The following is a 20,139-nucleotide window of genomic DNA, read 5'->3' on the forward strand; positions in this document are numbered from 1 at the left end:
TCAATTAAATGCTATTCAATTCAGTCCAATTTTTACTATTTTTTATCGTCGTTACCCTTGCCTACTACAGCTTGCGTTGGAATATGCGTTGGCTGTTGCTGCTGTTGGCAAGTTGTTATTTTTACATGGTTTTCAAACCGATTTACATTCTGATTCTGTTTGGAACCATTGTCATTGATTACTTCGCGGGGATTTGGATTGCTTCAGCTTCCGGAGCGCGCCGAAAATGGCTTTTGGTACTGAGTATCATTACCAACGTAGGGATATTGGCGGTCTTCAAATACTATGATTTCTTCGTTGAAAACTTTAATTCAGTCAGTTGGAAATTGAATTTAGGATGGACTCTTTCCAGCCTGAGAAGCCTTTATACTGAATTTGTTTTTCCTATTGGCCTGTCGTTTCATACCTTTCAGGCCATGAGTTACACCATCGAAGTGTATCGCGGCAACCAAAAAGCCGAGCGTCATTTTGGTGTTTATGCTTTGTACGTGATGTTTTATCCGCAGTTGGTGGCAGGGCCGATTGAGCGCCCACAAAACGTACTGCACCAATTTCACGAGAATCATCCGTATGATTGGGAAAACGTGAAGGCAGGTTTGATGCGAATGGCATTCGGTTTTTTCAAAAAAGCCGTCGTGGCCGACCGTCTCGCACTCATGGCAGGGCCAGCTTACATGGATCCGCAGCATCACAACGGGTTGACGCTGCTGATCGCTACCTTTTTCTACACGTTCCGAATTTATTGTGATTTTTCAGGTTACTCCGATATTGCCCTGGGCGCGGCTCAAGTGATGGGTTTCAAGTTGATGGAAAACTTCCGTACGCCTTATTTTTCCAAATCCATTTCTGAATTTTGGGGACGCTGGCACATTTCACTTTCCACTTGGTTTCGGGATTATTTGTACATTCCCCTCGGAGGCAACCGAGTCAGTGAAAGTCGTGCGTATTTCAACCGGATGACCGTATTTTTGGTGAGTGGGCTCTGGCACGGGGCAAGTTGGAATTTTATCATCTGGGGCGGATTACACGGTCTTTATCTGGTAGCAGCTTCCGTCAGAGACAAATACTTAAAACGTTGGAACATTACTCTTCCCCAAAACGCCTGGTACGGTTATCTACAAGTGGTTATTACATTTTTATTGGTAATGCTGACGTGGGTATTTTTTGCCGTAGGCGACAACCCTAAACTTACCGTAGGCGAAGAAGTCAGAAGTTCTTTTTTGATTCTGAATAAAATGGCTCATTTGTCACTCTCGGAGCCTATTCAGTCGGCGCTCAATGGCGTCGAAATGTGGTTTTGTGTGGCGCTGATTGGAATTTTATTGATGAAAGAGCATTTCGTTTTACACATTCCTACGCGTAAGAATTCCACTTTTTGGGTCTTATTGATCGCTCTTTCTATTGTAAGTTACTTCTTCGGAGTTTTTGATTCCAATCAGTTTATTTATTTTCAGTTTTAATAATACTCACCGCTGCGGCGGACCGCGCAAAGACGCTAGGGAGCAGAGGAAAAACTCTTCGCGAGAAGTCTTAAATTTTCGACTTCCGCATCCTGATCGGATTATACCAAAGAAATGAACCGCTGATTGTCAGCAGAATAAGCCCAATACCTAAGAGAGAAGTATAAACGAGTTTGATGGGGTCATTTTCGGTTTTGACCAGAAAATCTATGATGGAGCCGTCGTGGACTTTTTCAATAATATCCGAATTTCGCCTTGATTCCGATACGATTTTTCCGTTTGTGCAATCAATTTGCAGCTCTGTAAAGTGGTTTACAAACACAATTTTTGCCACTCCTTTCTGCGGTCGAACGTCAATTCGATCTATTTCGGGCGATTCTCCTTTGGTTTGCGCATAGTCCTGCGCAATGTGCTGAATACTGTCAAGGCTTATCCATTGGGCGGAAGGAGCCAATTCTCCCTTTTTAGTGGAAGGCAATAATCCGATTTGCTTTTTCCAGCCCAGCAGCAATCCCGTAACGCCAATCAGTAGAAAAAATAACAACAACGGAATCGCTACCCATTTGTGGAGTTTGCGGTATAAACGGGTACTGACAGCGAGGTTAGAAGATTTTGGTTTCAAAATAATAGCGAAAGGTTACAATTGTCCCGCTAATATCGCAATTCCTTCCGTAAAACTTCGTGGTTCGTAGCCTAAAATTGAGCGAGCTTTATCTAATACAAAGCCCGTACGGGCAGGACGTTTGGCTGGTTGAGAGAAAGTTGAAGAATCGGCTTGAGCAATCAGGCTTTTGTCCAATTCAAAATAGTCGGCCGTCATTATCGCCATTTCGTAGGGCGTTAAGAGGTCTTTACCTGAAATATTAAATATCCCTTCCGCTTCCTGATTGGCAATCAAATAACAGCCCATGGCTAAGTCTTCTGCCAAGGTAGGAGTGCGCCATTGGTCCGTGACAACTTTGATATTTTTGCCATCTTCCAGTGATTTTTTGACCCAAAGAATGATATTAGACCGCGACATGTCGTAAGCTATTCCATACACTAACACCGTACGAGCAATGGCCCAACGTAAACCCGAGTGCTGCACCAATTTTTCAGCAGCGTACTTACTCCAACCGTAAAAACTCAATGGATTGGCTTCGCCTTCTTCGGTATAAGGACCCGCAGCACCGTCGAAAATAAAGTCAGTAGAAACGTGGCAAAGAAAAATATCGTGTTTACGACATACCTCTGCGATGTATTCAACGGCCGTAACATTTTGTGACCAACAAGCCTCTTTTTCCGATTCGCATTGGTCCACGTTGGTCATGGCCGCACCGTGAATAATGGCATCGGGAAGCGTTTTTTCAATCACAGACACTACCTCATCTTGCTTAGTAATGTCCATAGAATAATAATCATATCCTTCCGTAAAAGGCAAACGATTTTCGCCTCGGGCGGTGGCAATTACTTTAATGGTTGACTGTTGGATAAGTAATTCCACCAATTTTTGCCCCAATAAGCCATTGGAGCCTGTAATCAAAATTGTTTTCATAGCCACAAATATAAAGCCACACAGTCATATCCCTAACATTAAAAAAGGATTAAAAACTATGTGGCCTATTTTATACACTAACGAAAATTACGAAGCGTATAGGTAAACGTCATCATGTAATAACGCTGCAATACCCTTGTTTGAAGATCTTCAATGTAGGTTGCTGTAACCGTACGACTAATGCTGTTATTCTGTCCTAACACGTCAAAAGTACTCAATTTGAGCTCTCCTGCCTTATTTTTAAGGAATTTGTAACCGACAGCAGCGTTCCAAAGGGTAAAGTTAAGATTGAAATCCTGCCCTAAACCGGTATAGAACGTATGGTTAAGGTTGGTATTAATAAAGAACCCGCTTTTAGTCACATAATTCAGTTTAAAATTGCTGTTCTGATAATAATACGTTGAGTTGGAAGCGGGTTGTAACGAATTTGTCACTGTATTATAATTTCCGTTGACCGACAACGTGAAGTCAAGACGCTCACTGATATTGCTGCTCAGTACCAGCCCACCCGTGATGGAATGGGTATTAGATGTATTTTGAGCGTTATTAATCAATCCAATCGTACGTGTATAACCTGTTCCCAAGTTAAAATTCAAATTGCTTTTGATGGCAGTGAAAGGTAAACCGTACGTGATAAACGAGCTGATATTCCAGTTACCGTTTACGTTGACAGGCTGACTGAACTGCGACCCGATTCTAAGTGGAAAACCTGCGACAGTGGTATCTTTGGTAGCAATGTAAGTGGTATTACTGATGTTATTTTGAGTAAACGAGCCATTCACATTAAAAAAGAAACTGCGTGCTGTTTTGGCATTGGTTACCCCGTAACGAAAAGACATATTGTGGTTATATTCCTGCTTTAAATTAGGATTGCCTGTTTTCAATAATAAGGGATTGGAATTGTCCACTACGTTTTGTAACTGGCTGATGGAAGGTGCATTGGTCGAAGTACGGTAATTGATACGTAAGCTGCGTCCGTCGGTTCCACGATACATCAACATCGCTGAAGGCAGGAAATTATTGAAACTGCGATTGATTTCAAATTGCAGCGGATAATTCTGTTTTCCGCTCAACTGCGCATTTTGGTAGTTAAGCTCTCCCGTAACCATTGTTTTCTTGATACGAAGACGATAACTGCCTCCCAATCGGTTGGTAATGTAGGTGTTGTCAAACTCGTTGGAAAGTCGCAAATCCGGCGTGCTGTACTCACTGGTGCTTTGGTTGAAATTATACGTATTTTTATCCGAATAATTTTTAGTGTAAGACGGCGTATAATTTAGCTGCAACTGCCCTGTTCGGCCGATGTTTTCGGTAAATGAAATGTTGCTCGAAATCGTGTATCCATTCGCCTTGGTATCCGTTTTCTGGTCGGTTATCTGCAACGAATCAGACGTCTTACGACCATAGTAATTATTGATGGATCTCAACGAAGATTCTCCCGTACGGTCGTTGGACGAAGTAGTCAAACCAACCGAAAGTGTACGTCCGATTTTACCGAAACGGTGACGCCATAAGATGGTATTTCCCAATGTATTGCCATTATTCAACGATTGTTTATTCGTCTGCGTTTGGTTGATGGGTCTGGTACTCAAGCTATTTCTACCCAACAAGGTGCTGTAGGCCGTATTGTCCTGCAAACTCAAACGCGGAGTAATAATGATTGAGTTTTTAGTATTGATGGTATATTCAAGGCGGGCGTTGAAGCGGTGATTTTTATTATTGTTTGAAGAAAAGAAGTCTTCATTGTAAAGCTGCCCGGGCCCCTGCGTCGTATAATACGTTCTGGCTAACTCACTGGTATTATTGTTGTTACCTTGATTAAAGAAATAACTCCCGCTTACTTTCCATTTTTTACCCCAGTTATCGGAATAATTAAGACCTATCGCGTTGGTTTTGTTGATACCGCCTTGTTGTCCTGTCAGAAAATTATCGCTGCTTCCGCCCCCACCAAAGTTTCCACCTCCTCCGCCGCCACCGCGATTTCCACCTGCAGCGCCAGCACCTCCCGTACGACCGCCACCCGGGCCTCCGCCTGATGTCCCCAATACGCCAAGCAAATCTTCACTACCAAAGTTTTGTTGGTTGATGTTATTGGTCATTCCTATGACTGAAATGCGGGTGTTTTTCTTGAAATAATTGGTGCTTCCTCCCGCCATATAGCGGTCGTCAGTTCCATAACCAGCATATGCTTTTCCGAATTGCCCGTTGTTTCGGTCGGAGCGCGTCACGATATTGATGGTTTTGGTGGTTTGTCCATCGTCAAAACCCGTAAATTGTGATTGGTCGCTCAGGCGGTCAAAAACCTGAATTTTATCAATTACCTCAGCAGGCAGATTTTTGAGAGCCAGGGAAGCATCGTCTCCAAAAAAATCACGCCCGTCCACGGTTACTTTTTTTACGGCCTCGCCCTGCGCTTTTACCTGCCCGTTCTCGATGGTAATGTTGGGCATTTTTTCCAGCAAGTCCTGAGCATTGGCATCCTTATTGACCTTAAATGCGCTGGCATTATAAATAACAGTATCCCCTTTTTGTTCAACCCGGTCGGCAACTCCTTTTACGATGACATCTTTCAACAGTTGGGCATCGGGTTTCAGTTGTATCTTTCCCAAATCCGGGTTCATACGACGCAGGTTGATTCGTTGGTCGTAAGAAATGTAACCTACAAATGAAGCAATCAAACGGTAACCGGCAGTAGGAATATTTTTAAAGGTAAAAGCACCCAACGTATCCGCCACAACCCCATACCGTATGGTAGAATCAGCACTATTGATCAATAGTACATTGGCTCCAATCAAAGCTGATTGGTCATTGGCATCCACAAGGCGGCCTTTTACCGCTACGTTTTGGGCAAAGAGGTGGCCTGCAAAGAAAAGAGGTAAAAATAAAAAATAGTGGTATATAGATTTCATGGTGTACGGTTTTTCTCGTTAGAAGAATAAAATAGCACAAAGTTTAGCCTATGGATTTCAAAAAGCGATGAAATGGCGAAGAACACCGACAATATATAGGCTATTTACCGATAAGAATTCGACTTCTAAAAACGAACTGGTTAAGTTTGTTTGTTGAAATGCTTTTATCCAAAAACCCTCTCTTTCGTATGAACCGTCGCAATTTCTTCCAACAAGCTACCCTTGGCACAGCCGCTATTGTTTCTCCCGAAAATAGCGTGACGGCCCTGGCCATTGACGTAAGCCCTTTTAAATTAGGACTCTCGACTTATTCATATTGGCACTTCAAAACACCGAAAGTAGCTATCGAAACGGTCATTGACGAAGCCGCCCGTATGAACATAGAAGGCGTTGATATTTTGCATCGCCAAATGGATAATGAAGACAATGGTTATCTTCAAAAACTCAAACGCCACGCTTTCGTTAACGGAGTGGATTTGATTTGTCTTTCCATTCACCAAAGCTTTGTAACCCCGGATGCGGTCGAGCGTCAAAAAAACATTGACCATACGCTGCATTGCATCGAATTGGCTTATAAAATGGGCATCCCAAGTGTGCGTCTAAATTCAGGGCGATGGAATACCATTAAATCCTTTGATGAACTCATGGCCAAGCGGGGCGTAGAACCGATTCTGCCCGGCTACACCGAAGACGACGGTTTTAAATGGTGCATCGACAGCATCGAAAAATGCCTTGCCAAAGCGGCCGAATGTGGTGTGATGCTCGCCCTCGAAAACCACTGGGGGCTAACTTCTACCCCCGAAGGTCTGCTCCGTATTCGTAAAGCCATTGATTCGCCATGGTTAGGCGTTTTGTTGGATACCGGCAATTTTTTGGAAGACCCTTATACCAAACTTGAAAAAGTAGCGCCCATTGCCAATTTTGTACAGGCAAAAACATACTATGGCGGCGGCGAATGGTACACGCTGGATTTGGACTACAAACGCATCGTCAACATTCTGCGCCAAGCCAACTACAAAGGATACATCGCCCTTGAATTTGAAGGAAAAGAAGCCGCGGAAACGGGCGTACGCAAAAGCGTGGCCATGCTGCGCGAAGCCATGAAGGCCTAACTCCAATCCCAAACCACCAAGCTCCAGAGGTCAATATGGTCTTGGTGCCGGTGAATCTCGCGAAAACCCACTCGCTCGTGCGCTCGCATGGAGCGAGTGTTTCGCACGGCTATTTCGGTCACGCACAGGTCAAAATCGGCCGAAAACTGATTTTTGTGCTCGGCATACAATCCATCAAAAACACCCTGTCCACGGTGAGATTGCGCTACACAAATTTGTCCCATCACGTAGTAACGGCAGTCGCCAATGGGCTTTCCATCCCAGCTTAATTCAGATATGATGTCAAACATGGGCACCAGCTCAGGCACTAATTTCCCAAACGTACGAGGCATTACCAATGCATAACCCACAACGGTATCTCCGTCTTTGGCGATGATTTGAGGCAAGGCATTATTCATTTGCTGAATTACCTCAAACGGATGTTCAACCGTCGTAAAACCCTGATCCTGTTGGTATTCAGCAGGTGTATTGTTGTACAGATTCTGGCGTTGTAAAGCTAAAATTTGACGTAGGTCGTCGTCGGTTTTGGCAGTAGTATAAATGATAGACATTCCAGGAGTTGGTCAAAAATTGGTCAAAAATAAAAAATAGAACACGGATAATACAGATTCAACGAATTTTTACGGATTTTTGGCTAAAAATAGCCTTACAAACCGATGAAAAGACCTTTTTTGCACCTCCATTTGCTCTTTGCCGTGCGGCACCTTTGCAGTACAGTAGCGGGTCGGCTCTTGCCCTTTGCCCTCTTGCTTTTTCCCCTTGCCCTTTCAGCTCAATACCCCATCCTGCCCGAACGCGAACGCGCCCGTGTGGTAGATGAGATTTTGGAAGACCGTCTGACAACGCTACTCCCCCAACTCATGCGACGTGAAGGCATTGATATGTGGATTATTATTTCCCGAGAATACAACGAAGACCCGGTGATGCGCACCATGCTGCCCAGCACGTGGCTTTCTGCCCGCCGGCGAACCATTATGGTGTTTTACGATGCGGGCGGTGAAAAACCGTTGGAAAAACTGGCGATAGCTCGCTACGACGTGGGTAATTTGCTCAAAGGAGAATGGGATATTAACATCCAACCCAATCAATGGCTGGCGTTGGTAAAAATCATTGAAGATCGTAATCCCAAGAAAATCGCCCTTGATTTTTCCAAAGACTACGGACACGCTGATGGGTTGACGTATACCGAGCACAATGAGTTTATGGCAGTCTTGCCCGAAAAACAAAAAGCCAAAATCGTATCGGCCGACCGTCTGGCAGTGGCTTGGCTTGAAACCCGAACTGAAAAAGAGGCGGCCATTTACCCACTTATTTGTCGTATTTCCCACGAAATTATTCAGGAAGCTTTTTCCGAAAAAGTCATTCAACCGGGCGTAACCACCACCGACGACGTAGTATGGTGGATGCGCCAACGGGTCACTGACTTGGGACTGGAAACGTGGTTTCATCCAACGGTAGATATTCAACGATTTGATTCAGACAACTTTGAACATCTGCGTACTTTTTCCAAACGGCCTTCCAAACAGGTCATTATGCCCGGGGATTTGCTCCACTGCGATTTTGGGATTACGTATTTACGCCTTAATACCGATCAACAACAAAATGCCTACGTTTTGCGACCTGGAGAAAGCGAAATCCCTGATTTCCTAAAAAAGGCTTTTGCCCAGGGAAATCGACTGCAAGACATTCTTACAGAAAAATTCAAAGCAGGGACAACGGGCAACAAAATGCTGTTGGATGCCCTCGACCAGGCAAAAAAAGAGGGAATTACGGGCAGTATCTATTCGCACCCGATTGGCGTACACGGCCACGCCGCAGGCCCAACCATTGGAATGTGGGATCAGCAACAGGGCGTAAAAGGCCCGGGAGACTACCCTCTATTTACTAATACGGCTTATTCCATTGAACTGAATGCGGCCGTCGAAGTAGCTGAATGGAAGAAAACCATTCGCATCATGCTCGAAGAAGATGGCTATTATACTACAGATGGGTTTCGCTATTTGGACGGTCGTCAGAAAGAGATTTTTTCCATTCCCCGCAAATTGGCAAATGTGAAATAAAAAATCCCTTCCAGCTAATCCTATAAGGTTTTTGAAACCTTATAGGATTTAAAGTTTATACAGGTTTCGCCCCTTTTTCCTGCCGTTTTGAAATAGAAAGAAGAAGCGCCGGCAATAAAATCAGGTTGGTACACATGGCCACCAAGAGCGTGATAGAGACCATTACTCCCATGGCAGCAGTTCCGCCAAAACTGGAAGCTGCAAAAATAGCAAAGCCGCAAAAGAGAATTACCGCCGTATACATCATACTCAACCCTGTCCCGAAAATAGCCTGCGTGATTGCCTCAGAAGCAGTACGTCCGGTTTGGTAAATTTCCTGACGATAACGCGTCAAAAAATAAACGGTTCCGTCGGAGGCAATTCCAAACGTAATACTGAAAATCAGGATAGTCGTGGGTTTAAAATAAATATCAAAATACCCCATGATTCCCGCCGTCAATGCCAAGGGAATTAAACAGGGAAGTTTTGACAAAAGAATGATGGGAATAGACCGAAAAAGTACCATTCCTACAATGGCAATCAAACCAATGGCAATCAAAAGGCTTTCGTACAAATTACCCAGCAAATAATCGTTGCTCTTCAAAAATACCAAACTGTGCCCCGTCAGGCTTACTTTATATTCGGTTGGACTAAAAATCGAATCTACTTTTGGGCGAATTTGCTTTATCAGGTCTTTGATTCGTTCCGAGCCTACATCCGCCATTTGGAAACTCACTCGTGTAATGCTGCGATCTTTATTGAGAAATGCGTTCAATTGTTTGGAGGCAGCCCCTTGTTGTCCCTTCACAAAATCAGTCATCTTGGAAAGTTCCATTACACCCGGCAATGCATAATATTTGGCATCACCCCCTCGATAGGCCTGATATAAAAACCGCGAGGCTTCAACGGCAGATACAGGTTTTGAAAACTCCTTAAAATCGGCCAATGCATTTTGTAATGCCTTGATTTTGTACAACGTACGCGCTTGATTTCCAAAAACACCGTTGGGTTGCTTGGTATCAATCATCACTTCAAAAGGCAATACTCCGTTGAAATTGGATTCAAAAAAACGCAAATCAACGTACACTTTATCATTTTTGGGGAGGTCGTCCACTATGTACCCAACGGCCTTTATTTTGGTCATTCCGTAAGCCGAAATCACCAAAATACCCAACATTGCCAAATAAATACTTCTTCGGCGGTTATGTACCAACCAATTTATTTTAGTCAGAAAACCACTCGCCCATTTTCCATCCAAATGTTTCAAGTGGCGCGGTTTAGGAATATCCATGTAATGAAGCGTAATCGGCAAAAGCACCAGACAAAGCACGTAGGTGACCATCACGCAAAGTGCCGCCACAACTCCAAACTCAACCAACATGGCACTATTGGTAAAGTAAAACACCCCAAAACCGATGGCAGTCGTAATATTGGCTAAGAAAATAGATAACCCAATCTGACGAATCATCTCGGCAATTGCTTCGTCTTTTTTACCATGTGTTTTCAGTTCCAGCTGATATTTATTTAGTAAAAAAACGCAGTTTGGCACTCCAATAACAATCAATAAAGGAGGAATAAGACCGGTAAGTGCCGTAATTTTATAACCAAAGAGTTGCAGCGTACCTAACGAAAAAATTACCCCAATCAGTACCACTCCAATCGACAGGAGGGTGAGTCGAAATGAACGAAAGAATGTCCACAGAATAAAGGCGGTCACCAATACCGCCAGTGCCATGAACAGCTTCATTTCACCCGATATTTTTTTCATCATCACCGTCCGGATATACGGCATCCCCGAATAATGTAATTCAGTTTTATGCTTTACCGCAAACGCATTGGCAAGGCTGACAATGTCTTCTACAATCGTAATTCTTCGGGAAGAATTCAGTGCTTTTTCATTGAAGGTAATTAGAATGAGCGTGGCGTTGGTTTTGGGATTAATAATGATGCCCTGATAAAACGGAAGATTTACCACTTCTTTTTTCAGGCTATCCATTTGCGCCTGCGTAGTTGGCAATTGGGTCAAAATGGGCTTAAAATCAAATTGGCTGAGGCTGTCATTACGAACAACTTTGTATAAATTACCTAATGAAAGAACATTTTTGATTCCTTGCGTCTCTTTGATTTGTTGAGCAAGCTGATGCCAATCACCAAACTTAGTGAGTTCAAACAGATTCGGGTCCTGCCAGCCAATGACCATTACTCCTCCATCTTCGCCAAATAATTTACGAAAATCCTGGTATTCTTTCTCAATAGGGTCATTGGGAGGAAGAATACGGGCAAATTGATACGAAAGTTCAATCTTGCTTCCTTCATACCCCATAAAAGCAGTTGAAATCAATATTACTCCAAGCCACACAAACCGATATCGGATAATATACTCAGCAATTTTACTCCACATAAGATAATGGCGCTTTTTATGAAAGCCGTAAAGATACTCAGCCGCACAAGAAAGCAGATAATAAGTTGTAAAATAAAAAAGTCTAAGTAGTGCCTGTCCAGTCCTGAAATAGGTTTACACAACTTTGGTTTTATTGATTGGGTGTTACTTTCACTCATAAAAGAATTAGAGTAACCATCGACTCTTGCCTGCTTTACCTATTCAAAATGTGCAAAGCGTTACCTTTAGTTCGGCAACTCTTTTTATGCTCTGTTCTGCAAATGCCTGTTCTGATTTTATCCACATATAATCCTGATAATCAACCAATAGATGACCGCCTTCAAGAAGCAACTGTTTTTTTTACTGATGTTGGGTTTTCACGTTAGCAGTGCCCAAAAATTCAGCATTGACCCTACTGTTACTTACCAAACTATGCACAGTTTTGGGGCTTCGGATTGCTGGTCCATGCAGATGATCGGCAGGTATTATCCGATTGAAAAACGCAATAAGATCGCGGAATTGCTTTTCAGTAAGGAGGTTGATGCGACAGGGACCCCCAAAGGAATCGGGCTATCGATGTGGCGATTTAATATCGGAGCCGGCAGCACTGAACAGGGCACCGAAAGCAAAATCACCAACGAATGGCGCAGGGCGGAATGTTTTTTGGAAAATGGAAAATACGATTGGAGTAAACAACAGGGTCAACAATGGTTTTTGGAAGCAGCAAAGCGTCACGGTGTTGATTTTACGCTTGGATTTCTTAATTCTGCCCCTGCTTCGATGACCAAAAACGGATTGGCGATTGGGAGCGGTAGATTGGGTGAATGGAATTTTGATAAGTCAAAAGTGAATGAGTTTGCAAATTTCCTGACCCAAGTTTCGGCCAAATTTGCCTTTGATTACCTTAGTCCTTTCAACGAACCGCAATGGGATTGGGGGCCAAAATCAAAAACGGGCTTCGGCTCTCAGGAAGGGACACCCATCAACAATGAAGATATTGCTTGGGCTGCTCGAAAATTAGACAAAACCTTTGGCGAAAGTAAGTTAAAAACGCGCATTGTATTGACTGAAGCGGCACAAATTGATTATTTGTACAATTCAAAAACCAATCGTTCGGAGGTAAACCAGGACAATCAAATCGAGGCATTTTTTGATAAATCAAGTAAAAACTACGTAGGAAACCTGAAATCGGTTGAGCATTTGATTTGCGGCCATAGTTATTTCACTACTTCCCCAACGGACGAACTTGTTAAAAAAAGACAGGCATTAGGCGATAAACTCAGTCAACAAAATATCAATTATTGGCAGTCTGAATATTGTATTTTGGGTGACAATGCCGGTGAAATTAAAGGAAACAAAGTAGACTTCGGTATGAAAACAGCCCTCTACGTTGCCAAAGTGATTCATGCGGACCTCACTCACGCCAATGCTTCGGCCTGGCATTGGTGGCTTTCGGTGAGTGCGAATGATTTTAAAGACGGTTTGATTTATGTGTCAAACAACGGTGTAAAAGGCGAAAACGACACCAATAAATTTGACGGGGAAATAATTGAATCCAAATTGCTGTGGGCCTTAGGCAATTATGCCCGATTCATCCGGCCTAACATGCAGCGAATTAAAGCGGAAGTTGACTCTGAAAAGGTGTTAGTGTCAGCCTATAAATCTCAAAATCAGGTGGTAGTGGTTTTTGTAAACAATGCGGAAAGTCAACGGATGGAGTTGCCAATACTCCGTAAGAATCAGAAAGTCAATGCATTTGTAACCTCTCAAACGGAGAATTTAGCACATTGGAAAATCAGCACAAACAGTATCGAACTGCCCGCCGAAGCGATAGTAACCGTAGTGATTGCCTACTAAAATAATTCAACAGGAGAAAATTGCAAAAATCTGTGGTCAGTGCGCACACTGACCACAGAAATGATATTATTTCATTGTGTATCGCTTGATACTGATCTTGGCACTCTTTGTAGTATTATCAATTGAATTTACATAGATGTAGGCTCTGTACTTACCGTCGGCCGTTTCTACCCATGCACCTGACTCCGCTTTCAGGTTGATGGCAAAATCTGGAGATCCGGATAAATCAAGTTGCTGAAAATCCACGTCGTCGATGTAAATACCGTATTGTAACCTTGCAAGGTGGAAGTCCCGCAACGCCCATACCTTGTTGATTTTTGCACTTTTGCTTACTCCTGCGGGAAGGGTTACGCCGGGAAGATAGGTCTTGGCGGAAGGTGCTACCAATGCATGGAGGAAAGTCACATTCGGAACGACGCGGTACAAATAGACCAAATCAATTTTGGCAGCATTTGTTGCAGCCGCAGCAGGTCCGTAAACAGCCATATCCTCAATGGAAATATAGGCAGCATCGTTGTCTTTCACCGCGAGGTCAAGCACCATGTCCATCTCTGCGATTTTATACGGCCCCATCTTATAGCTTACCGTTTGACCGTTGCTGGCCTTGGCCGAAAATGTAAAACTTACTTCCTTGCCTTTTGCAGAAGCCGGGATCCGATAAAAATACCGAAGTGTAGCAGCGATTGTATCCTTGGTAAAGGTCACCGTTGTTTTATTTCCGCTGTTGACCGATTTACTTCCTACATCAACTCCTACATCCTGGCCGCTGCCATTGGTAGAATAGGATTTGTTATCAAGATAGGTTGCTTCGGCTCCGGCAATGGAGGCTTCCACCTCAGCCGAAACCAATTTGCCCAATGATTTTGGAATGGCAATCCCATACGCAAACTCGATGTTTAAACCGACCAGATTAGGCCCAAGAGTTCTCTTAATGACATCGTTCCGAAGTTCTTGCGGCAAGGTAGGTACTGCGTATTGCTCATCTTCACATGCCGACATCAACAGCACTAATGAAAGAAGAGGAAGGCAAGACAATAATTTATAGTTCATGATTTTCATTGAATTAAAGAATTACAGTTTCTGAACAGTAACATTTAATGTGTATTCTTTTTTGATCTTACGATTCCCCGAAACGACCGTGTATTTCTTAGGATTCGCCAAATCTGAAAAATCCACTTTACCGGTAATTTTCGGATCAAGTTTCGCATCGGTTACGAGGGAGAATTGCGGATACAGATTTTTAAGGTCTGTACCGTAAGCCACCTCTACGTTTACTGTCTGTGCTACTGTATCTATCACAGCGGCTTTGGTTCTTACGGTTTGAAAATCGGAACCAAGCATTTCAAAGTTACTCACGTAACATTGTGTTCTGGTGGTAATGAGCAGACCATCTTCGTCAATGGGAAATTCTTCATTACAGGCCACTAATGCCAGTGTAAAGAATAAAGTGCTCATTAGTTTGATATATTTTACCATTGTATTTCTTTTTTATCGGTTGTAAAAATCCGGGGCGTGAATTATAACCAAGGTCTATTTTGGCTCAGATTCGGATTACGGTCGCGCTCGGCAGTTGGAATTCTAAAGATGTAAGCTTGTTGGTAAGCCAACTCTGAAGCGTTTTGGAAGTATTGGCTGATATTCGCCCCGTGGGTATCAATGGTCCATACACCTAAGCCCTGAGGAGGTCCCCATATTCTTTCCAACGCTCTCCAGCGGCGAAGGTCAAATCCGCGTTGTCCTTCTGCCAAAAGCTCCACAATGCGTTCCTGCTCAATAGCGGCAAAGAAGGCAGCTGCATTTGCTGTTTTGTCGGCCTTCAAAGCCGGAAGATTACCACGGCGGCGAACTCGATTGACGAGGGCGATGGCATCGGCTTGTGGCCCCGTTGCAAAATTGGTGGCTTCGGCATACATCAGAAATACATCGGCAAGGCGCATAACAGGATAATTGTAATCGCCGTCGCTGCGTCCTTGTCCGGCGTAGTTTCTCAGGAATTTACGGAATACGTATCCCGAATTACTGCCGTCGGTATTGTAAGTAATATAAGATACACCATCAATGACCACGGGTACGTTCCAGGTCTTGTAGATAAAAGGACACCAGCCGGTCGATTTCAGCGAGTTCATACCCACACTTACTTCAAAATCCCACATGATGGAAGATTTCATCCTAAAGTCGCGGTTTTTGTAACTGTTTGGGTTTACGGCTGAGTTTAAGGTTGTTCTGGCTCCGGCATTGGCTGCATTGATCGGAATCAATTTAGGAGCAAAATCACCGGTAATCGTAGACTGGTACCGGTTGGCAATTTCGTAGCGGGGTGATACCCAACACTGAGAACCTTCGTGGGAACGTCCAGCCACATCACGCATCAATTCTTCTCCCTGACTTGTGCCTGTTCCACCATGCGTGAATCCCATGATGATTTCAGGATCGTTGTTGGCGATAGGCGTAAACAGGTAATAATAGTTAGGCAGTTTGTCTGCTTTCCCTAAAGAATCAATTTCTCCCGGTTCACCGTTACGGAAGAGATTCAATCCATAATTGTTGATTACTGCCTTGAAATCATCAGCTGCCGCATTGTAAGCGGCAGTTGCTGCATTGGCATCTGGTTTAAAAGTGTCCAGTTCCGGCCACCCAAATTTATTCCAACTGGCCCAGTACAGTTGTAATTTACCTCTAAATGCCAAGGCCGCTGGTTTTCCCGCACGTCCGGTAGCAGAAGCCTTTGCCGGAAGCTTATCGAATGCATACGTAAAGTCAGCCACAATAGAATCCTTTACCTGTGCAATCGGCAATCGTGACAAATTGGAAACTTCAGCGTTATCGTTGATCACCTTACTGATGTAGGGTACATCGCCCCACATAGAGATGAGTCTGAAATAGACCATTCCGCGCAGAAGTTTTGCTTCGCCTACGATTGTTTCCAGTTTGGGTTTAGAGGCAGGGCTTGCCGTGAGAATCATTTTATTAACGTTCTCAATCACGTAATTGGCGCGGTTCACCCCACCATACAGATAACGCCACATTTTCACAAATGCGCCACCATATCCCGAGGGGTTGAAGTTCCCATCCTGGTAAGCATCGCCCAAACGTAGGGTTCCGCTAGTAGCACTCGTACCTCTGGCCCGAACGTATTCGCCGTGGCCATCCATGTAATAATCACGGTCAAACAGGGGGCGAATAGAGGAATAGGCGCCCTGCAGAGCGAAAGTAGCGTCGTCTTCTGTTTTCCAGAATACATTGGCTCCCAATTCGGTGGTCGGTTCCAGTTCAAGTATACCCGGTGTACATGAACTTGCGATGGCCATTACAACCGCAAGCGCCGACACAGCAACTATTTTTGAGATCATTTTTTTCATCTTCATACAATTTTAGATACCAATGTTGATACCTGCTGAATAGGATTTGGTCAAAGGATACGCATCACTTCTGTTTCCTTGCATTTCGGGATCCAAACCGCGGTATTTCGTGAACGTTTTCAGGTTTTCGGACGAGAGATAGAGGCGGAAACTGCTAAGCCCAATTTTCTTAAGCAACATAGTTGGCAGACTGTAGCCCACCTGAAGGTTTTTTACGCGCAGATAATTCAGGTTATCGAGCCAGAAAGTCGTTTCTTCCCGGTTACCATTTCCGTTCAATCTAGGCCAGCCTCCGTTACGGTTCTCCGGGGTCCATGGATTAGTTATGTGCAACTCGTTGAACGCATAGCGTTGCGCACCGATACCGGTGTTGTTGTAGTTATTGATCCAGAAATCTTTCCGACCCGTAGACCCTTGCAGCAACAAAGAAAGGTCAAATCCTCTCCAGGAAACATTCGCGTTCAAAGAGAAATTGGTCGTAGGACGGAGGCGTTGAATGTTTGGATCGGCTACTTTATCGTTGTCATCAATTTTGCCGTCGCCGTTCACGTCTTTCCGAAGAATGTCTCCCGGGGAAGCCCCCTGAGGAGTTGCATTGTATACATCCTGCCAGGTTTGCGCTATTCCTATGTCCTGATAAGTGTATAAAAACCCATAAGGCATACCAATAAAAGCTTGATTTCCTGAGTTTTGCGATGTCCTGCTCAAAAATTCATTCCATTGTTCGAGTTTGGTGCGGTTATAGGAGGCATTGACACTCACTGCATAATTGATATCTCCTTTTCTGTCTCTCCAAGTAAGGTTACCTTCAATCCCTTTGTTGCGAAGATTACCAATGTTCTTACGCGGCGCATCGTAGGCCCCCGTAAGCAGCAGCGACATATCAGAAGGCCGGTTCATGCCCGTAGTCAAACGATTGTAATAGTCAATTTCAGCAGTCAGTCGGTTGTTAAGAAATCCCAAGTCGAGTCCTAAGTTAAAGACACTGGTGTTTTCCCAAGATAGATTTTTGTTCACCAGTTTGCGGTTAACAAAACCTTTCACAATACTTCCGCCGATCATGTAGTTACTAGCACCCAAAGTGGATTGCTGTTCATACCTGCCCACCCCACTGTTGTTACCAAGGCTACCGTAGGAAGCCCGAAGCTTACCGTTGTTGAGGAACCTACCCGTGCGAGCACTGATAAATGTTTCTTCGGTGAATCGCCATCCAACCGCCGCTGAAGGGAAAAATCCGAACTGGTTGCCCGGTAGAAATTTCGAGGAACCGTCGGAACGGAAGTTAAGCTCTAACAGGTATTTATCGTAAGCTGTGTAATTAACACGTCCAATGAAGGACTTAAGTCCCTCAGTACTTGAATTTCCACCAGTCGACTGAATATCCGTTAAAGCAGCGTCAACTTCATGCAAAGAAGGATACAAACGATCATTTCGTGAAGAGCTTTGCGAACGGTCGTACCAAAATTCTTCGCTATAAACCACCAACGCACCCAAAACATGGTTCTTTGCAATCGTTTTATTATAGTTCAAACGGCCATTTAACATCGTTTTATAACCGGTTTGCGTAAAGTTACCAACCCCTGCGTTTGCACCCACATACACCCGGCTGCCGAGCGCTTTGGTCTGAAAGTTGTAAGACTGGTTGGGCATATTGGCATTCCAGCGGAATTGGTTATAATAATTCAAGGCATAATCGACCCTTGCCGTCAATCCCGGAATCGGAGACCAATCCAAGTACATATTAGTGTTTGCTTCCTGACGGTCCTGACGGTTCAGGTTATTCTGATAAACCGTGTAGGGGTTGTAAGCCTGTGGGTCTTCGTTGTAAGCCATAACACCACCATAATAACCCGTGACCGGGTCAAAAGGAAGAATTCCTGAAATAGCATATTGCATATCAAATCCAGCGGTGTTTGCAGGATCACTGTCTGTAAATCCTTCTTCCAGCGCATACGTCAGTTTTGACCAGTTACCGTTGAATTTAATACCCGTATTAATGTTCTTACGAATTTTATAATCGTAGTTGAAGCGAGCGTTGTAACGTTTGTAGTCATTGTTGATTTGAAGCCCTTTTTCGCCCATCATCCCGACAGATACAAAGAAATTTGACTTGTCACCGCCCCCTGATGCGGACAAATTATGATTCTGAATAGCTCCGTTTCTCATGATGATGTTCCACCAGTCAGTATTTGGAAAGGCGACTGGATCAATCAAACCCATCGCAAGCCACTGGTCAACCGTACCGTCTTTGAAGTTGGAATTTGACCTAAGCGTATTTACTGCGGCGGCTTGCTGGTGCAGCGTCAGTGCACGGGGATAATCGGCTAAAAAGTCAAACGCCTTGGTAGGCACCTGAACCGCATAGTTGCTTGAGAAATTGATGCTTGCTTTTTCCTGCCCCTTACCAGACTTAGTGGTAATCAAAATTACCCCGTTTGCTGCTCTGGAGCCATATACGGAAGAAGACGTAGCATCTTTAAGCACCGAAATCGTTTCGATATCATTGATGTTGATACGGTTGATGTCAACATCGGGCATTCCATCCACCACTACCAAAGGACTGGCGTTGTTAACTGTTCCCAGACCGCGAATGATCAATGCGGCACCGTTACGTCCAGCCATACCTGATCCTTGCGTGACCGCGAGGCCCGGAACAAGCCCTGACAATCCGGAAGAAACGTTGGAGAGCGAACGACCGGTGATTTTGTCATCTATTTTAATGGCAGAAACCGCACCGGTCAGGTTGACCTTTTTCTGGGTGCCGTATCCCACCACCACCACTTCTTCCAATGCCTTATTGTCGGCAGCCAGTTGAATGGCAATATTGGTCTGATTACCCACCGCAATTTCCTTTTGAAGATACCCAACGTAGCTAAAAACCAGTACTGCTGATTTATCCGGGACATTAAAGGAATACATACCATTCGCATCGGTGATTGTGCCTCGCTGTGTTCCCTTGAGAATAATGCTTACCCCGGGCAGACTTTCCCCTTTTTCGTCGGTGACTTTACCAGTGACGGTTATATCCAGATTTATTTTCCGAATATCGCTTTTTAACTCCGGCACTGACGCTTTTGGTGTCAATTCACGTTTTTTAAGAATAATAAACTCCCCATTGATTTGATAATCAACACTATAAGGAGCCAGAAGTTGTTGAAGAACGTTTTCCAGAGGCTCGTTCTTTAAATTAATAGATACTTTGGCTTCGGCCGGAAATATGCCCGGCAAATAGGTGAATCGGACATTGGCCTTATGGCCTACGGTAGTCAGTGCTTTTACGATCTCTTTATTGTTAAATTGAATCGTCACCGTTCGTTTCATTAAATCCAGTGCGTCTTCCTTTCCTGCAAAGACCTGTGTTGCCAGCATAAGAATGAAAAAACCAGCCGTAATCGGTATTTTCAGCAGCAGCACCGTTTTGGGCTTGGTTTTGAAAAATTTTTCCATGGTTTACTCTTGTTTTAAAGGGTTCCTAAATAGAACTTACAA

13 protein-coding genes are annotated in these 20,139 nt (G+C 44.1%); 4 read left to right on the forward strand and 9 right to left on the reverse strand.

Annotated features, from left to right (window positions below):
• Window positions 1-8 precede the first annotated feature (8 nt).
• A complete protein-coding gene (locus Q0081_RS15465) occupies window positions 9-1,460 on the forward strand; it encodes an MBOAT family protein (RefSeq protein WP_298355028.1) in 1,452 nt (483 codons plus the stop codon).
• 70 nt (window positions 1,461-1,530) lie between these two features.
• Here the strand turns inward: Q0081_RS15465 and Q0081_RS15470 are convergent, their stop codons facing one another.
• The 3 genes from Q0081_RS15470 to Q0081_RS15480 form a co-directional block, all read right to left on the reverse strand.
• Window positions 1,531-2,082, reverse strand: coding sequence for a PepSY domain-containing protein (locus tag Q0081_RS15470; RefSeq protein WP_298355030.1), 552 nt, complete (start codon window positions 2,080-2,082; stop codon window positions 1,531-1,533).
• A gap of 15 nt (window positions 2,083-2,097) precedes the next feature.
• Window positions 2,098-2,994, reverse strand: a complete 897-nt coding sequence (locus Q0081_RS15475) for an NAD(P)-dependent oxidoreductase (protein WP_298355032.1) — start codon at window positions 2,992-2,994, stop codon at window positions 2,098-2,100.
• 77 nt (window positions 2,995-3,071) lie between these two features.
• Entirely contained in the window at window positions 3,072-5,903 is a 2,832-nt protein-coding gene (locus tag Q0081_RS15480; RefSeq protein ID WP_298355034.1) for a TonB-dependent receptor domain-containing protein, read from the reverse strand.
• A gap of 188 nt (window positions 5,904-6,091) precedes the next feature.
• Between Q0081_RS15480 and Q0081_RS15485 the strand changes: the two genes are divergently transcribed.
• The gene (locus Q0081_RS15485; RefSeq protein WP_298355036.1) at window positions 6,092-7,015 is read left to right on the forward strand and encodes a sugar phosphate isomerase/epimerase; all 924 of its coding nucleotides are present in this window, start codon (window positions 6,092-6,094) and stop codon (window positions 7,013-7,015) included.
• Here the strand turns inward: Q0081_RS15485 and Q0081_RS15490 are convergent.
• Complete coding sequence (locus Q0081_RS15490) at window positions 7,012-7,566, reverse strand: GNAT family N-acetyltransferase (protein WP_298355038.1); 555 nt, start codon at window positions 7,564-7,566, stop codon at window positions 7,012-7,014. The genes Q0081_RS15485 and Q0081_RS15490 overlap by 4 nt on opposite strands.
• Before the next feature lie 105 nt (window positions 7,567-7,671).
• On the opposite strand from Q0081_RS15490, the gene Q0081_RS15495 reads away from it, so the two are divergent.
• Window positions 7,672-9,075, forward strand: coding sequence for a M24 family metallopeptidase (locus Q0081_RS15495; protein WP_298355040.1), 1,404 nt, complete (start codon window positions 7,672-7,674; stop codon window positions 9,073-9,075).
• 55 nt (window positions 9,076-9,130) lie between these two features.
• Here the strand turns inward: Q0081_RS15495 and Q0081_RS15500 are convergent, their stop codons facing one another.
• Window positions 9,131-11,455, reverse strand: a complete 2,325-nt coding sequence (locus Q0081_RS15500; RefSeq protein WP_298355042.1) for an RND family transporter — start codon at window positions 11,453-11,455, stop codon at window positions 9,131-9,133.
• A gap of 309 nt (window positions 11,456-11,764) precedes the next feature.
• Between Q0081_RS15500 and Q0081_RS15505 the strand changes: the two genes are divergently transcribed.
• Entirely contained in the window at window positions 11,765-13,291 is a 1,527-nt protein-coding gene (locus Q0081_RS15505; RefSeq protein ID WP_298355044.1) for a glycoside hydrolase, read from the forward strand.
• 66 nt (window positions 13,292-13,357) lie between these two features.
• Here the strand turns inward: Q0081_RS15505 and Q0081_RS15510 are convergent, their stop codons facing one another.
• From Q0081_RS15510 to Q0081_RS15525, 4 genes are all read right to left on the reverse strand, one after another.
• On the reverse strand, window positions 13,358-14,341 hold the full coding sequence (locus Q0081_RS15510) for a DUF4466 family protein (protein WP_298355046.1): 984 nt from the start codon (window positions 14,339-14,341) through the stop codon (window positions 13,358-13,360).
• 21 nt (window positions 14,342-14,362) lie between these two features.
• The gene (locus Q0081_RS15515) at window positions 14,363-14,746 is read right to left on the reverse strand and encodes a hypothetical protein (protein ID WP_298355048.1); all 384 of its coding nucleotides are present in this window, start codon (window positions 14,744-14,746) and stop codon (window positions 14,363-14,365) included.
• A gap of 62 nt (window positions 14,747-14,808) precedes the next feature.
• Window positions 14,809-16,650, reverse strand: a complete 1,842-nt coding sequence (locus Q0081_RS15520) for a RagB/SusD family nutrient uptake outer membrane protein (protein WP_298355050.1) — start codon at window positions 16,648-16,650, stop codon at window positions 14,809-14,811.
• Between the two features lie 12 nt (window positions 16,651-16,662).
• The gene (locus Q0081_RS15525; RefSeq protein ID WP_298355052.1) at window positions 16,663-20,097 is read right to left on the reverse strand and encodes a TonB-dependent receptor; all 3,435 of its coding nucleotides are present in this window, start codon (window positions 20,095-20,097) and stop codon (window positions 16,663-16,665) included.
• Window positions 20,098-20,139 lie beyond the last annotated feature (42 nt).

The sequence above is a fragment of the Runella sp. genome (genome assembly GCF_027484545.1).
Classification (GTDB): domain Bacteria; phylum Bacteroidota; class Bacteroidia; order Cytophagales; family Spirosomataceae; genus Runella.

Bases quoted from the DNA above. Each gene is read 5' to 3' on its own strand.
- Q0081_RS15465 (WP_298355028.1), top strand. From the start codon at position 9: ATGCTATTCAATTCAGTCCAATTTTTACTATTTTTTATCGTCGTTACC.
- Q0081_RS15475 (WP_298355032.1), bottom strand. From the start codon at position 2,994: ATGAAAACAATTTTGATTACAGGCTCCAATGGCTTATTGGGGCAAAAA.
- Q0081_RS15480 (WP_298355034.1), bottom strand. From the start codon at position 5,903: ATGAAATCTATATACCACTATTTTTTATTTTTACCTCTTTTCTTTGCA.
- Q0081_RS15485 (WP_298355036.1), top strand. From the start codon at position 6,092: ATGAACCGTCGCAATTTCTTCCAACAAGCTACCCTTGGCACAGCCGCT.
- Q0081_RS15490 (WP_298355038.1), bottom strand. From the start codon at position 7,566: ATGTCTATCATTTATACTACTGCCAAAACCGACGACGACCTACGTCAA.
- Q0081_RS15495 (WP_298355040.1), top strand. From the start codon at position 7,672: ATGAAAAGACCTTTTTTGCACCTCCATTTGCTCTTTGCCGTGCGGCAC.
- Q0081_RS15500 (WP_298355042.1), bottom strand. From the start codon at position 11,455: ATGTGGAGTAAAATTGCTGAGTATATTATCCGATATCGGTTTGTGTGG.
- Q0081_RS15505 (WP_298355044.1), top strand. From the start codon at position 11,765: ATGACCGCCTTCAAGAAGCAACTGTTTTTTTTACTGATGTTGGGTTTT.
- Q0081_RS15510 (WP_298355046.1), bottom strand. From the start codon at position 14,341: ATGAACTATAAATTATTGTCTTGCCTTCCTCTTCTTTCATTAGTGCTG.
- Q0081_RS15515 (WP_298355048.1), bottom strand. From the start codon at position 14,746: ATGAGCACTTTATTCTTTACACTGGCATTAGTGGCCTGTAATGAAGAA.
- Q0081_RS15520 (WP_298355050.1), bottom strand. From the start codon at position 16,650: ATGAAAAAAATGATCTCAAAAATAGTTGCTGTGTCGGCGCTTGCGGTT.
- Q0081_RS15525 (WP_298355052.1), bottom strand. From the start codon at position 20,097: ATGGAAAAATTTTTCAAAACCAAGCCCAAAACGGTGCTGCTGCTGAAA.